Origin of the sequence: Fibrobacter sp. (assembly GCF_017545445.1) — a bacterium.
Classification (GTDB): Bacteria; Fibrobacterota; Fibrobacteria; order Fibrobacterales; family Fibrobacteraceae; genus Fibrobacter.
Window position 1 is genome coordinate 13,429 of the sequence record NZ_JAFWOM010000153.1, and the last position, 13,787, is coordinate 27,215.

General features: G+C 47.5%; 9 protein-coding genes. All 9 read left to right on the top strand.

Annotated elements, in window-relative coordinates; translation table 11 throughout:
* Positions 1 to 120 precede the first annotated feature (120 nt).
* The 9 genes from metE to IKG78_RS18000 all read left to right on the top strand — a co-directional run bounded on the left by metE (position 121) and on the right by IKG78_RS18000 (position 13,517).
* A complete protein-coding gene (gene metE, locus IKG78_RS17960) occupies positions 121 to 2,391 on the top strand; it encodes a 5-methyltetrahydropteroyltriglutamate--homocysteine S-methyltransferase (RefSeq protein ID WP_290946046.1) in 2,271 nt (756 codons plus the stop codon).
* A 497-nt stretch (positions 2,392 to 2,888) separates the two neighbouring features.
* Positions 2,889 to 4,313 carry a response regulator gene (locus IKG78_RS17965; protein WP_290946048.1) on the top strand — a complete coding sequence of 475 codons (1,425 nt, stop codon included), beginning with the start codon at positions 2,889 to 2,891 and terminating at the stop codon, positions 4,311 to 4,313.
* Positions 4,314 to 4,361: 48 nt separating this feature from the next.
* The gene (locus IKG78_RS17970) at positions 4,362 to 5,459 is read left to right on the top strand and encodes a BMP family ABC transporter substrate-binding protein (protein WP_290946050.1); all 1,098 of its coding nucleotides are present in this window, start codon (positions 4,362 to 4,364) and stop codon (positions 5,457 to 5,459) included.
* Entirely contained in the window at positions 5,449 to 6,555 is a 1,107-nt protein-coding gene (locus IKG78_RS17975; protein WP_290946052.1) for a BMP family ABC transporter substrate-binding protein, read from the top strand. Before IKG78_RS17970 ends, IKG78_RS17975 begins: the two co-directional genes overlap by 11 nt.
* Positions 6,552 to 9,083 carry an ATP-binding protein gene (locus IKG78_RS17980; RefSeq protein WP_290946054.1) on the top strand — a complete coding sequence of 844 codons (2,532 nt, stop codon included), beginning with the start codon at positions 6,552 to 6,554 and terminating at the stop codon, positions 9,081 to 9,083. Before IKG78_RS17975 ends, IKG78_RS17980 begins: the two co-directional genes overlap by 4 nt.
* 225 nt (positions 9,084 to 9,308) lie before the next feature.
* Complete coding sequence (locus IKG78_RS17985) at positions 9,309 to 10,535, top strand: cytosine permease (RefSeq protein WP_290946056.1); 1,227 nt, start codon at positions 9,309 to 9,311, stop codon at positions 10,533 to 10,535.
* Positions 10,536 to 10,548: 13 nt separating this feature from the next.
* Positions 10,549 to 11,379: a pyridoxamine kinase gene (locus tag IKG78_RS17990; protein ID WP_290946058.1), complete on the top strand. Its 831-nt coding sequence runs from the start codon at positions 10,549 to 10,551 to the stop codon at positions 11,377 to 11,379.
* Complete coding sequence (locus tag IKG78_RS17995; RefSeq protein ID WP_290946060.1) at positions 11,380 to 12,039, top strand: TatD family nuclease-associated radical SAM protein; 660 nt, start codon at positions 11,380 to 11,382, stop codon at positions 12,037 to 12,039.
* A gap of 296 nt (positions 12,040 to 12,335) precedes the next feature.
* Positions 12,336 to 13,517 (top strand): acetate kinase, encoded by a 1,182-nt coding sequence (locus tag IKG78_RS18000; protein ID WP_290946062.1) that lies wholly within the window; start codon positions 12,336 to 12,338, stop codon positions 13,515 to 13,517.
* Positions 13,518 to 13,787: the final 270 nt, after the last annotated feature.

Here is a 13,787-nt window from a genome sequence, read left to right on the forward strand (position 1 = left end):
ATGGCATCATAGAAAAAATCTATGGTGAACATACAAAAAATAGTATTTTACCGATGATAAAAATGGAAATATATTTGGGAGCGTTCAAGAAAAGCAAATAAAAAAGGTAGGTTAAACATAATGAGCATTAAGCAAACATCTGTAATTGGTTTCCCACGTATTGGCAAGAACCGCGAACTCAAATTTGCAAGCGAAAAGTTCTTCAAAGGCGAAATTTCCGAGGCAGAACTCAAAAAAATTGCCGCAGAAATTCGCCTGTACGGCTGGAAAAAGCAGCGCGAAGCCAATATTTCCTTCATTCCGTCCAATGACTTTTCTTTTTACGACAACGTTCTCGATACCGCATTTTTGTTCAACGTCGTGCCGGAACGCTACAGCAGTCTCGAATTGAGCACGCTTGAAAAGTATTTCGCAGCCGCCCACGGCTATCAGGGCGAAAAGGGCGACGTGAAGGCCCTCCCGATGAAGAAGTGGTTCAACACGAACTACCATTACATTGTTCCTGAAATTGACGACAACACCGAACTCAAACTCGTCGGCAAGAAGCCTGTCGAAGAATTTATCGAAACCAAATTGGCCGGAATTGAATCCATTCCGACGGTTATCGGCCCTTACACGTTCCTCCGTCTTGCTCGTTACAACGGCAAAAAACGTGCCAAAGATTTCGCAGCGGCTGCCGTAAACGCTTATGCGGAACTCGCCGACCAGCTTGCTACCGCAGGAGCCAAGTGGATTTCGTTTGCAGAACCGGCACTCGTTTTCGACATAACCGACGCAGAAAAGCAACTTTTCAAGTCCATCTATGAATTTCTTATCGAGCAAATCCGCGCAAAAACAAGCATCAAAATTGCATTGCAGACTTACTTTGGCGACATCCGCGACGTTTATCAAGACGTTGTTGCACTTGGCTTCGACGGTATCGGCCTTGACTTTGTTGAAGGTCTCCAGTCGCTCGAACTTTTGAAGAAGGGCTTTCCGAATGATACACTCCTTTTCGCTGGTGTCGTGAACGGCAAGAACATCTGGCGTGCCGATTACGCACAGAAGAACGCACTCCTCGCCGAAATCGAAAAGTTCGTGGCCGCAGAAAACGTTGTCGTAAGCACATCTTGTTCGCTGTTGCATGTGCCTTACACGGTTGCTGCAGAACAGAAACTTTCTGCCGACATTCTCAAGCACTTCGCATTCGCCGAAGAAAAGCTCACTGAACTTGCGGAATTCGCAAGCGGCGACGCGGACGCACTCGAAAAGAACAAGGCTTTGTTTGCATCCGCACGCGTGCAGGCAAACGCAAAGGTTCAGGCAGAACTCGCAGCCCTCTCTGCTGCTGATTTCGAACGCAAGCCGAGCCGTCTCGAACGCCGCTCCGTGCAGAAAGAAGAATTCAAGTTGCCATCATTCCCGACAACGACAATCGGCTCATTCCCGCAGACGGCAGAAGTCCGTGCCAACCGCGCCGTATTCCGCAAGGGCGAAATCACTCGCGAACAGTACGTTGCATTCAACCAGAAGAAAATCGCAGAATGCATCAAGCTGCAAGAAGAAATCGGCCTTGACGTAATTGTGCATGGTGAATTTGAACGCAATGACATGGTGGAATATTTCGGTTCCAAAATCGACGGATTCGTGTTCACGCAGAACGCTTGGGTACAAAGTTACGGCACCCGTTGCGTGAAGCCGCCTGTCGTATGGGGCGACGTGAGCCGCAGTGCTCCGATTACGGTCGAATGGTCCGTTTTCGCACAAAGTTGCACCAAGAAGCCGGTGAAGGGCATGCTTACGGGTCCTGTAACGATTTTGAACTGGTCTTTCCCGCGCGAAGATATTTCGCTCAAGACGCAAGCTCAGCAGATCGGCCTTGCCATCCGCGACGAAGTTTTGGATCTCGAAAAGAACGGCATCAGAATCATCCAGATTGACGAAGCTGCCCTCCGCGAAAAGTTGCCGCTCCGCAAGAGCGATTGGCACAAGGAATACCTCGACTGGGCAATTCCGGCATTCCGTCTCGTACACGCAAAGGTCAAGCCCGAAACGCAGATCCACACGCACATGTGCTATAGCGAATTCAACGACATCGTCCGCGACATCGACAACATGGACGCCGACGTGATCACGTTCGAAGCAAGCCGTTCTGACCTCAAGCTGCTCGACGCATTAAACGAAGCCAAGTTCGAGACGCAGGTGGGCCCGGGTGTTTACGACATCCACTCTCCGCGCGGTCCGTCCGAACAGGAAATCGTCGATGCTCTCCACAAGATCATCGCAAAGGTTCCGCAGCAAAATGTGTGGGTGAACCCGGATTGCGGCCTCAAGACTCGTGGCGAAACCGAAACGACAGCAAGCCTCAAGAACCTCGTCGCCGCCGCCAAGAAACTGCGCGAAGAAAAGTAAAAGCAGATCCCGGCACTTCGACGGAGCTCAGTGACCTGATCTAGGACGACAGTTGCAAAAGAGTGTCGTATCCGCAGCTGAAACCGTGTAAACAGATCCCGGAAAAACATACGAGGCGAGTGCCGCGCCAAAATGCTTGCATTTTGGCATGGCTGAGCCGAAGGGTGTTGCGCTTGCGCAACAAGTCCAGGATGACAGTTGAAAAGCGAACCTGCTCAGAATGACGTAACGTATCGTCATCCTGAACGCGAAGCGTGAAGGATCCAGTAAATTTAAACAATTGCAAAAAAAGTTACACCTCAACAGTCGTTGCAAGGTAGCGCCTCTCTTACGGATAGACAGATTCTAAGTTCGCTCTAGTCTATCCAAGCCTTGCAATGACAGCATACAAAACAATCCCCGTGAGCAAAACGCCCATGGGGATTTTCTTTTTACAGCAATAGTCAACATTTTAATTATTTTTGCCCCATAGTACTTGTTTTACGATAAAAATTGACATGACCGTCCCGACAAGCAAAAAAATCTTGATTGTAGATGATGACCAGATGTCTAGAAAACTGGCCGAATTCGTTTTGAAAAAAGACGGTTATCAAACCACATCTGTAGAGTCCGGCGAAGCCTGCATCGAACATCTAAAAAATAATAACGATATCGATCTCGTTCTTTTGGATATAGAGATGCCACAGATGAACGGGATAGAAACACTTGAAAACATCAGGGCTGACAAATCCATCGCTGATACAAAAGTGATTTTTTTGACCGCAAATGAATTTAGCAAGTACAAAGAACAATCTAATCGGCTAGGCGTTTTAGACTTTATATCGAAACCGGTATATGGCCCAGAAATACTCGAACGCATCAAAGCTGTTTTCGCCAAAGAAACAACCGCCAAAGACACAATTCTTGTCATCGACGATGACCGCATGAACTTAAAATTAGCGGAACACGTGCTGGCTCCGTTTTACAATGTGGAGACATCGCTTTCGTACAAAGAAGCACTCGACTACCTTTCAAAAGAATTGCCAGCTCTAGCGCTTTTGGACGTGCACATGCCGGTCATGAACGGTTTTGAGCTATTGGCCGAAATCCGCAAGATAAAGGATTGCGACGACTTGCCGGTTGTATTCTTGACCGCTGACAGCGACCGCGAGACTGAGATTCGCGTATTTAGGGAAGGCGGGCTTGATTACATCCAAAAGCCATTCGTCCCTGAAGTTGTCTTGGAACGCATTAAGCGAATTCTCTCGTTGCATAAACTGCAAACTTCACTCGAAAGCGAAGTGCGGCGCAGAACTGCAGAACTCGAAGAAAGCAGGCGTAAGCACGAGATTCTTTCGCTACAAGTCGTAAAGTCTCTCGCTTCGGCAATCGACGCCAAAGACCGCTACACCAACGGACATTCCAGCCGCGTCGCGCAATACAGCAAAGAAATCGCGCACCATCTCGGCAAATCCATCGAATACCAAGACGAAATCTACTTCGTGGCACTTTTGCACGACATTGGCAAAATCGGCATTCCAGATAACATTTTAAACAAGAATACAAAACTAACAGATGCCGAATACGAAATCATCAAACAACACCCCAACATCGGTGTCGAAATTCTCAAGAACATCACCGAGATGCCCAACATCGAAATAGGAGCGCATTACCACCACGAACGATTCGACGGCAAAGGATACCCCGAAGGTCTCGCCGGCAACGAGATTCCCGAAATCGCCCGCATTATCGCCGTGGCCGATGCATACGACACCATGACAAGTCGCCGCAGCTACCGTGACGCTTTGCCGCAAGACGTTGTTCGCGAAGAGATTGCAAAAGGACGCGGTTTGCAGTTTGACCCCGTCTTTACAGATATAATGCTTAAAATGATTGACGAAGACACACGCTACGAAATGCGTGAAGAAGAACAAACTCAGTAGATTAAACATAAATAAACTAAACGTATCTTATTCTAGGAGATACACTGCATGAAACTTATCTATATCATTCCCGCACTGATTATCACTATCATTGTCGCAGGATTGCTTGCCATAAACGTAAAAAAGAAAGACACCGACATCACTCGCGAAAAAACAAAAGTCGCGTTGATTATGAACGGTTCCATTAGCGACCACAGCTGGGGGCAATCCCATTACGAGGGCATGCAAAAGACCGCCAAGGAACTGAATTTGGATGTTTTGTACCGCGAAAACATTCCTGCGGACAAATCTTCTGAAACCGTCATGGAAAATCTTATTGCATCTGGCGTTAAAATTTTCGTCATCAATTCATTCCAATTCGGCCCGCACATCCAAGAAGTTGCAAAAAAACATCGCGATGTCAAATTCTTCCACGCATCAGGCATACAGTCAGCGCCAAACGTAACGACATTTTTTGGACGAATTTACCAAATGCGCTACCTTTCAGGCATCGTCGCCGGAATGCAATCCAAAACCGGCAACATCGGCTATGTGGCCGCATTCGACATTCCCGAGGTCGTGCGAGGAATCAACGCTTTTACTTTGGGCGTAAAAAAAGCGAATCCCGACGCAAACGTTTTTGTCCGCTGGACCAAATCGTGGGAAAACGACAGCGTCTGTGCATCGGCAACGCGCTCCCTTTTAAAGAACAATTCTATTGACGTACTCGCCATGCACACTGACAGCCGCGAACCCATGCGAATTGCGGATTCACTTGGAATATGGATTGTAGGATACAATCTGGACAATGCAGTATTTTATCCTAAACATTTCTTAACGGCACCCGTATGGCGGTGGGAAAAATTCTATACGCCGCATATTTTAGACGTACTCAAGAATAAGTTTGTCGGAACAAACTACTGGAATGGCATCGGAACGGGCATTGTCGATCTCGCTCCATTCACAAGCCACGTCGATTCCAAAGCTATTGAATTAGTCGAAAGCGAACGCGAAAAAATGCAGAACGGTTCTTTCGACGTATTTTACGGACCCATCGAAGACAATGCAGGGACGGTTCGCGTAAACGAAGGAGAAAGCATGTCTGACGCAGACATGTTGAATCAATTCAATTGGTTTGTGAAGGGGGTAAAGATAGATGAAAAATAAAATCACAGCAATAACAATAATTGCGATCATCGCTTTTTTGATTACGCTATTTGTATCTTTTGAAAAAATCGGAAACGAAGAAACAACTCAAAAGACAGATACTCAAAAACCTCGCGTAGGCTTCGTCCTTTTAAGCGACACTGCGGACAACGGCTGGAACGAGACTCATTACAAGGGAATCAAAGCTGCTTGCAGCAATCTCGATGTGCAAATGGTCTTGACAGACGAAATCCCCGAAGAAAGGAAGCCGCTTGAAAAGGCGGTGAACGACATGATTGCGGACAGCTTAAAAATCATCGTTCTCACTAGCTACAACTACCCCACTTTAATAAAGGACATCATCAAAGCGCATCCCGAAGTCATGTTCTTTGGAATCAACTGGGAAATGGAAGCTCCTAATTACAAAGCCTATTTTGCAAGAATTTATCAAGCACGGTATTTGGCAGGCATCGTCGCCGGAGCAATGACAAAGACAAACCACGTAGGTTATGTCGCCGCCATGAAAAACATCCAAGTCTATAGAGGTTTAAACGCTTTTATTCTAGGCGTTACAAGAACGAACCCGAAAGCGAAAGTGTATGTGCGTTGGACAAATTCCTGGAACGAAGGCAAAACAGAAGCAGAAAACGCAAACAAATTAATAGACAGTTCAAATGTCGATGTTATCGGTTTTCATCAAGACCGTGCCTACATCATCGAGGTTGCCGAAAAACGTGGCGTGTATTGCATAGGAAACCATGTCGAAAACAATAAATTTTCGCCAAAAATGTTAAGCTCCATCGCCCTTGACTGGGGAATCATTTACAAAGACTTTATCCAAGACTTTCTCCAGAAAAAAGACAACGCAAATATGGATTACTGGCTAGGGCTTGAAAAAGACGCCGTAGGACTCGCATTTTACTCGAGTGAAGTGCCCGACTCTGTAAAAGCACTAGTGAACACAGCTATTGAAAAAATCAAAGCCGGCTACAATATCTTTTCTGGAAAAATTATCGATAGCAAAGGCAAACACCGTTCCGAAGAAGGCGAAACCATCAGCGACGAAGTTTTGCGCAGCGACATGGAATGGCTTATAAAAGGTGCAGTTGAGCCATGATTAAAAAATTCGGGATAAGACCTTTAATCGGAATTTTATTCTTTGTACTGTTGCTCCTTTTGGTGGGAGTTCTGCTACGCGTCAAATTTTCTAGTTTATTTCAAAATTACGTTGAAAAACAAGTTGCATACCAAGCCGAGAACTACGCATCGAAAGCCGGAGAACGGTTGCTATTCGAACTGAAATCGCTATCGGGATTATCTGCGGGCATTTCTGCCGACCCAGAACACCTTGAAAAAATTCTTTCGACTATTCAGGAACCCAACGGCGATTACCTCTACGGCGTAATTGCACTGAACGGCAAAAACATTTACACAAGCGATTCCACAAAAATCCACGTATCTGATTTCAAAGGCATATCCGAATCGTTTCATGGCTCAAAATTCATCAGCTATTCCAAAGGGAAAGGGCTTATGTTTTCAGTTCCTGTGTATAACGGGAAAAACATCAAGTACGTGTTGTACCGAATCTATAAAGACGAAACAATTGTTAAGAATTTCGGCATCGTATGCTATGGCGGCAAAGGCTACGCGGTCCTCAAGGATGCAAACGATAGCGTCATCGTCAAATCTCCGAACGATTCTTTGAGAAGCGATTTACTGTGGGGCAAAAAAGGGTTCCTCGCAATACGAAACAAATTAACAAACGGTTTGAATATATCCATTGCGGCGGCAGCTAATACAAAAGTAAATCATGAGGAATACTATTACTTCATTGCAGAACTCAAATTGCCCGGAGTCACCTTGGTGGGCGTCGTGCCCGCAAATGCAGTCGCCGCCGAAAAGAACCGCATCTCATTTTTAATCCTCTGGGTGTTCGGGCTCTTGATTTTCATGTTTACCATCGCCATGTTTTACGTCATCATGTCCGAAAAAAAGGCACGCGAAACAAAGGAACTCGTCAGGGAAAAAGAACACGCAGAAAGCGCAAACAAAGCGAAAAGCGTATTCCTCGCCAACATGAGCCACGAAATTCGCACTCCCATCAATGGCATTTTAGGCATGGATTCGATGTTGCTCAAAGAATGCAAAGACGAGACCTTGCGCGACTACGCCTTGAATATTCAAAGTGCAGGGCAAACGCTCCTTTCGCTCATCAACGATATTTTGGACATTTCAAAAATCGAATCGGGCAAGATGGAAATCGTGCCTGTAAATTACAGCGTTTTTTCCGTATTGAACGACTGCTACAACATGGTCGCTACACGTGCCCGCGATAAGAATCTGAACCTCATCATGGATATTTCTCCAGAAATTCCTTCTAGCTTGTTCGGTGACGAAGTCCGGATTCGGCAAGTCATAAACAACTTGTTGTCTAACGCTGTGAAATACACGAACGAAGGTTCCGTAACATTGTCGGTAAAATCAAAGAAAATCAAAGCCGATTCAAAGTCTAACAATACTGCGAATTTCACAGAAATATGCATACAAGTTAAAGACACCGGCATTGGAATTCGAGAAGAAGACCGCGAAAAGCTATTCAAGAATTTTGTGCGTCTCGACGAAAAACGCAACCGGAACATCGAAGGAACAGGACTCGGTCTGAACTTGACCAAGCAACTGCTCGACATGATGGGCGGAACGATAACCGTCGAAAGTACATACGGGCAAGGTTCCACGTTCACAGTCAGCTTGCAGCAACAAGTAAGCGACGAAACGCCCATTGGCGATTTTGCCGAACGTTACAAGCAACAAGCAAACGCTGCAAACGTTATCCACAATCGCTTTGAAGCCCCCGACGCATACGTTCTTGTCGCAGATGACATGACGATGAACTTGAAAGTCTTTGCAGGCCTCCTTAAAGAAACGAAAATTCAAATTGACACGGCGATGAACGGCGTAGAAGCCTTGAAGCTCATCCAAAATAAACGTTACGACATCATATTCCTAGACCACATGATGCCAGTAATGGATGGTATCGAAGCTTTCCGCCAAATGCGAAAAATGGAAAAAAATCCGAATGCAAGCACGCCGGTGGTCATGCTCACGGCAAACGCAGTCGTAGATGCAAAAAACCGTTATATGGACGAAGGTTTCTCGGCGTACGTGACAAAGCCCATCCGCGAAGAAGTTCTTCTTTCGACATTGAAGAAATTTTTGCCGAAGGAATTGATCAAGCCTATCGCAGTAAAAGCAGAAGAACCCGAAAAGAAACCAAATGCATGCGAAGCAACCAAAGAGCAAGCTAAAGCTACGGCAACAATGTCCGACTATTTGGACAAAGCAACAGGACTTGCCTACTGCATGAACGACGAGAACTTCTACAACGAAATGCTCGACGAATACGTCAACAGCGATAAAACCAAAGATCTCAACGAAAGTCTAGACAAAGCAGATTTTGAAAGCTACCGCATCACCGTACACGCGGTAAAAAGTTCATCACTTACCATCGGAGCTATCAAGGTTTCCGAAGATGCGAAAGCGCTCGAAATGGCATGCAAAGAAAACAATCTGGATTACGTCAAGCAAAACCATAAAGTGTTCATAGACGAATACACGACTCTCCTTGAAGTTCTGAAAAAGAGATAATTTGCAGTCCAAGTTATAAATAAAATCTATAATCGAACATAAAAAAGTAGTATATATAGTAAGCCTTGTTCTAGCTATAACCATTTTCTATCTTTGTGCCGCATTTGAAAGAGCCATCGAAAGGCGAACTCCCCCCTAAAACAGTTCGGCCCTTCGGCAGGCTCAGGGACCTTATCACCAACTTTAATTCGGGTGACTGGCGAAAGTAAAAATAAGAGGTGCAACATGGAAAAACGCACAGGACTTTTTGCAAATGGAATTATATGGTTTGGCGTTGCCATCTCCGTTTCCGAAATTGAAGCCGGTATAGAAATCGGAGCCGCTTCCGCAGCGGATTCGCTGTGGCTTCCGCTCGTGCTTGGGCACATTTTCGGTGGCATCTTGCTCTTTTTCGTGGGCCTCATCGGTGCTCGCGTCCGCTTGAACGCCATGGAAACAACGACATCATCATTCGGCAAATACGGTTCCAAGTTTTTCGCCGCATTGAACACGTTCCAGTTGCTCGCTTGGGTCGCGGTTTTGAACGCGCAGGGAGCTTCCGCATTGGCAGGGCTCAACTTGCCGATTTCATTCCCGTTCACATGCGTGATTCTCGCCGCACTTATTGCCGCTTGGGTCTATGTGGGCATCCGCCGTTCCGCAAACGTAACGACCGTCGTGATGACCGCACTCACTATTTTACTTGCAATCTTATCCGTTAAGTTATTCGGTCTCAGTAACGGTTCAAACGCCGCGAATATCGCAAATGCCGCAGGTGCAGTAACAGGAAACGCCGCAGGGAATGCCGCGACAGCTCTCAAGTTCTGGAACATCTTCGAAATCTCCATCGCCATGCCAATTTCTTGGTTGCCCGTTATTTCGGACTACACCAAAGACGTCGAAAAGCCCGTGAAAGCAACCGCGATTTCTGCAATTGCCTACACGTTCGCAAGCCTCTGGATGTACGTTATCGGTATCGAAATTGCAGGCCTCGGAGCGAACAACAATATTGCCCAAGCCATCCTCCTCGCAGGCCTCGGCATCCCAGGCATCATCATCGTGGTGCTTTCGACAGTGACGACAAACTTCCTCGCCGCCAATTCCGCCGGCGAATCTTCCAAGGCGATTTACAGTAAAATAAATCCGAAAATTGCAGGCATCGTGGTGAGCCTTCTGAGTGCAGCCCTTGCGATTTCTGGAATCATGGAGCATTACATCAGCTTCCTTTACTTAATCGCTTCGGTGTTCGCCCCGATGGCATCCGTGCTTCTCGTATCGTTCTACTTTTCGAAGAAACACAGCGAAACGCTCGGCGTTTGGCTCTGGAACATTTTCGCTTGGCTTGCCGGCTTTATCGCCTACCAAGTTGCAGAACGTTTTGATTCCGTTTTCCTCGGCCCCACGCTCCTTGCGGTGATTGTATCGGCAGCGTTCGCCTCCGTGCGAGTTCTCTCAGAAAAGAAAGATTTCTAACTTTGAGTCCGTCATGCCACAGAAAAAAATTGCATTAATCAACGATGTTACAGGATTTGGCCGCTGCTCGATTGCCGTCATGGCTCCGATAGTCTCGGCGATGAAAATTCAGGCGGTGACGGTGCCGACTGCAATTCTTTCGGCGCACACGCAGTTCCCCGAATATTACTTCGATGACTACACTTCAAAAATGCACGATTACATTCAGACCTACAAGGATTTGAATTTAAATTTCGATGCGATTGCAAGTGGATTTTTAGGCTCCGAAGAACAAGTCGATATCGTCATTGATTTTTTCAAGACATTCAAGAAAAATGGCACATTCACTTTGGTGGATCCGGTGATGGGCGACTACGGTAGGCTTTACGAAACCTACACGCCTAGTTTGTGCGAAAAGATGAAAGCGCTCGTTCATTACGCCGACATCTTGACGCCGAACCTCACTGAACTTTGTACGTTGACAGATGTAAAATACCGCACCGAAGGTTTCAGCGACGTTGAACTTGCAGGCATGTGCCACAAGCTGACGGAACAAGGCCCGGAACACATCGTCGTGACCGGCATCCCATACAGCACCAAGCAAATCATGAACTACGTCTATAGCAAAGGCGAAGAACCGCGAATCGTGATGGTCGATCGCATCGGCGGCGACCGCAGCGGAACAGGTGATGTCATCAGTTCTATCATTGCAGGCATGTACTTGAACGGACACGATTTTTACGAGTCTGTCAAAAAAGCCGCCGATTTCGTTTCCAAATGCCTACGCTACTGCGAAGACAATAACGTTCCCACGCACTGGGGACTTTGTTTTGAAATGTACCTTCGCGACCTGATGGAGGATTAAATGATCGTATATACCGTTACAGGAAATGTCGGAGAAGCCGGATATTTAGACATCGCGAACAGCGGTGATATCACGGGCAAGAACATCTACGTGAACATGACCAACCGCTGCCCATGCAGTTGCGTCTTTTGCCTGCGCCAAACGAAGAAGATGATGGAAGGCAACACGCTCTGGCTCAAGGGCGGCGAACCCAGCGTCGAAAGAGTGATGGAAATTTTCAACGCCTACGATTTATCCGTCATCAACGAAATCGTCTTTTGCGGATACGGCGAACCGCTCGAACGCTTGCACGATGTATGCAAAGTCATCGACCAGCTAAAAGCGAAATACCCGAATTTGAAAGTCCGCCTCAACACGAACGGACTTGCGAACTTGATTCACGGCGAAGACATCACCCCGCAACTCGAAGGCCGCTTCGACACCGTTTCGATTTCTTTGAACGCGCCAACCGCCGAAGAATTTCTCGCCCTCACGAGATCGAGATTTGGCCTCAAGTCTTTTGATGCGCTCAAGGAATTTGCAGCCCTCGCCAAGTTCCATGTGCCAAACGTCATCTTGACCGTCGTTGAAAAAGTCATGCCCGAAGAAAAAATCGAGCAGTGCCGCAAAATCTGCGAGACTCTCGGCGTAACACTAAGAGTTCGCCCCTTCGAGAATTAATCCATAAACAATAATTTTATTTGCGGTTGACAATACAATCCTCAATGCCAGTGTCATTTCAAAATACTATTATTTGAAAAAACAGGTGGCAAGTATTAGGTCCGCTCCACATCGTCATCCTGAACAACAATGAAGGATTCAGAGAATTATCGAGACTCAACTGGATTCTTCGGCTACGCCTCAGAATGACGACTTTAGGAAAACACCTAAACAAACGGTAATAAGTTCAGAAAATCCTTCCTACTTCCTACCGCCTACTGCCTACTAAACACTAACCACTAACCACTGATAAAACCATGCGCGTACTCGTTCTCAACTGCGGCAGCTCCTCTGTAAAATTCGCTGTCATCGACACAAAAACCAAGGAATCCATCGCTAGCGGTCTCGTCGAAAATATCGGCGTGAATGGTCACACCAAGGCCAAGGGCCCTGAAGGCAAAATTGACTTCAACTTCGACTGCCCCACGCATGCCGAAGCCGTTGACCAAGTCAAGAAGTTCCTCGACGCCCAGAAACTCACTGCTACAATCGAAGCCATCGGCCACCGCGTCGTGCATGGCGGCAAGTACATCAAGAGCGAACGCGTCACGCCGGAAGTCATCGACTACATCCGCAGCATCACGCTTTTTGCCCCGCTCCACGAACCGGCTCACGCGACCGGCATGGAATGCGCCACCAAGTTTTTCCCGGGACTCCCGCAAGTCGCTGTGTTCGATACGGCTTTTCACCAGACCATGCCGCAGAAGGCTTATCTTTACGGCATCCCGTACAAGTTCTATGAAAACGACGGCATCCGCCGTTACGGCGCCCACGGCACAAGCCACCGCTTCGTGACCGCCGAAGCTTGCAAGGTTCTCGGCACCAAGCCCGAAGAAACCTGCCTCATCACGGCCCACCTTGGCAACGGCTCCAGCTGCTCCGCCATCTTGAACGGCCAGTGCGTCGATACCACGATGGGCTTTACCCCGCTCGAAGGCCTTATCATGGGCACCCGTTCCGGCAGCCTCGACCCGGCCATCCTCTTCTACATCGCTAAGAAGTACGGCGAAGAATATGGCACCATCGACAAGCTCGACCACCTCGTGAACAAGGAATCCGGCTTGCTCGGCCTCTCTGGACTTTCTAACGACATGCGTACGCTCACGCAGGCTGCAAGCGAAGGCAATAAGCAGGCACAAATCGCCCTTGACGTCTTCTGCTACCGCCTCACCCGCGAAATCGGCGGCCTCGCCATGGCTCTTCCGCGCATTGACGCCATCGTGTTCACGGGCGGCATCGGCGAAAACAGCTTCTACGTCCGCAAGCAGGCTTTGGACAACTTAAAGCTCCTTGGCTACCAAGTTGACGAAGAACGCAACCTCAAGAGCGGCAAGGAATCCAACCACCTCATCACGAAGGATGGCACGCCGAAGGCTATCGTCGTTGCAACAAACGAAGAACTCCTCATCGCCCTCGACACAGAAGCTCTTGTCAAGTAGGAAGTAAGAAGTAGACAGTAGACAGGGGTCCTTCGGGCCTATCTGCTGCGAAGGATCCAGCAACACATTTACAAAGAAGGCTCCGCATCGCGGAGCCTTTTTTTTATACAAAAAAGCATCCCCCGGAACAACGTCCGGGGGACAAATGTAAGAGGAATATGGCGATGCCGGAACTGAGTCCGGCATGACATCTTAACAATTAGCTGGATCCCCTCCCTGACGGTCGAGGATGACTTTTTTCCGTTTAATAAAGGAAATGCCCGCACTAAG

Excerpts from the sequence above, each read along its gene's own strand:
- metE (WP_290946046.1), top strand. The coding sequence starts at position 121 with ATGAGCATTAAGCAAACATCTGTAATTGGTTTCCCACGTATTGGCAAG.
- IKG78_RS17965 (WP_290946048.1), top strand. The coding sequence starts at position 2,889 with ATGACCGTCCCGACAAGCAAAAAAATCTTGATTGTAGATGATGACCAG.
- IKG78_RS17970 (WP_290946050.1), top strand. The coding sequence starts at position 4,362 with ATGAAACTTATCTATATCATTCCCGCACTGATTATCACTATCATTGTC.
- IKG78_RS17975 (WP_290946052.1), top strand. The coding sequence starts at position 5,449 with ATGAAAAATAAAATCACAGCAATAACAATAATTGCGATCATCGCTTTT.
- IKG78_RS17980 (WP_290946054.1), top strand. The coding sequence starts at position 6,552 with ATGATTAAAAAATTCGGGATAAGACCTTTAATCGGAATTTTATTCTTT.
- IKG78_RS17985 (WP_290946056.1), top strand. The coding sequence starts at position 9,309 with ATGGAAAAACGCACAGGACTTTTTGCAAATGGAATTATATGGTTTGGC.
- IKG78_RS17990 (WP_290946058.1), top strand. The coding sequence starts at position 10,549 with ATGCCACAGAAAAAAATTGCATTAATCAACGATGTTACAGGATTTGGC.
- IKG78_RS17995 (WP_290946060.1), top strand. The coding sequence starts at position 11,380 with ATGATCGTATATACCGTTACAGGAAATGTCGGAGAAGCCGGATATTTA.
- IKG78_RS18000 (WP_290946062.1), top strand. The coding sequence starts at position 12,336 with ATGCGCGTACTCGTTCTCAACTGCGGCAGCTCCTCTGTAAAATTCGCT.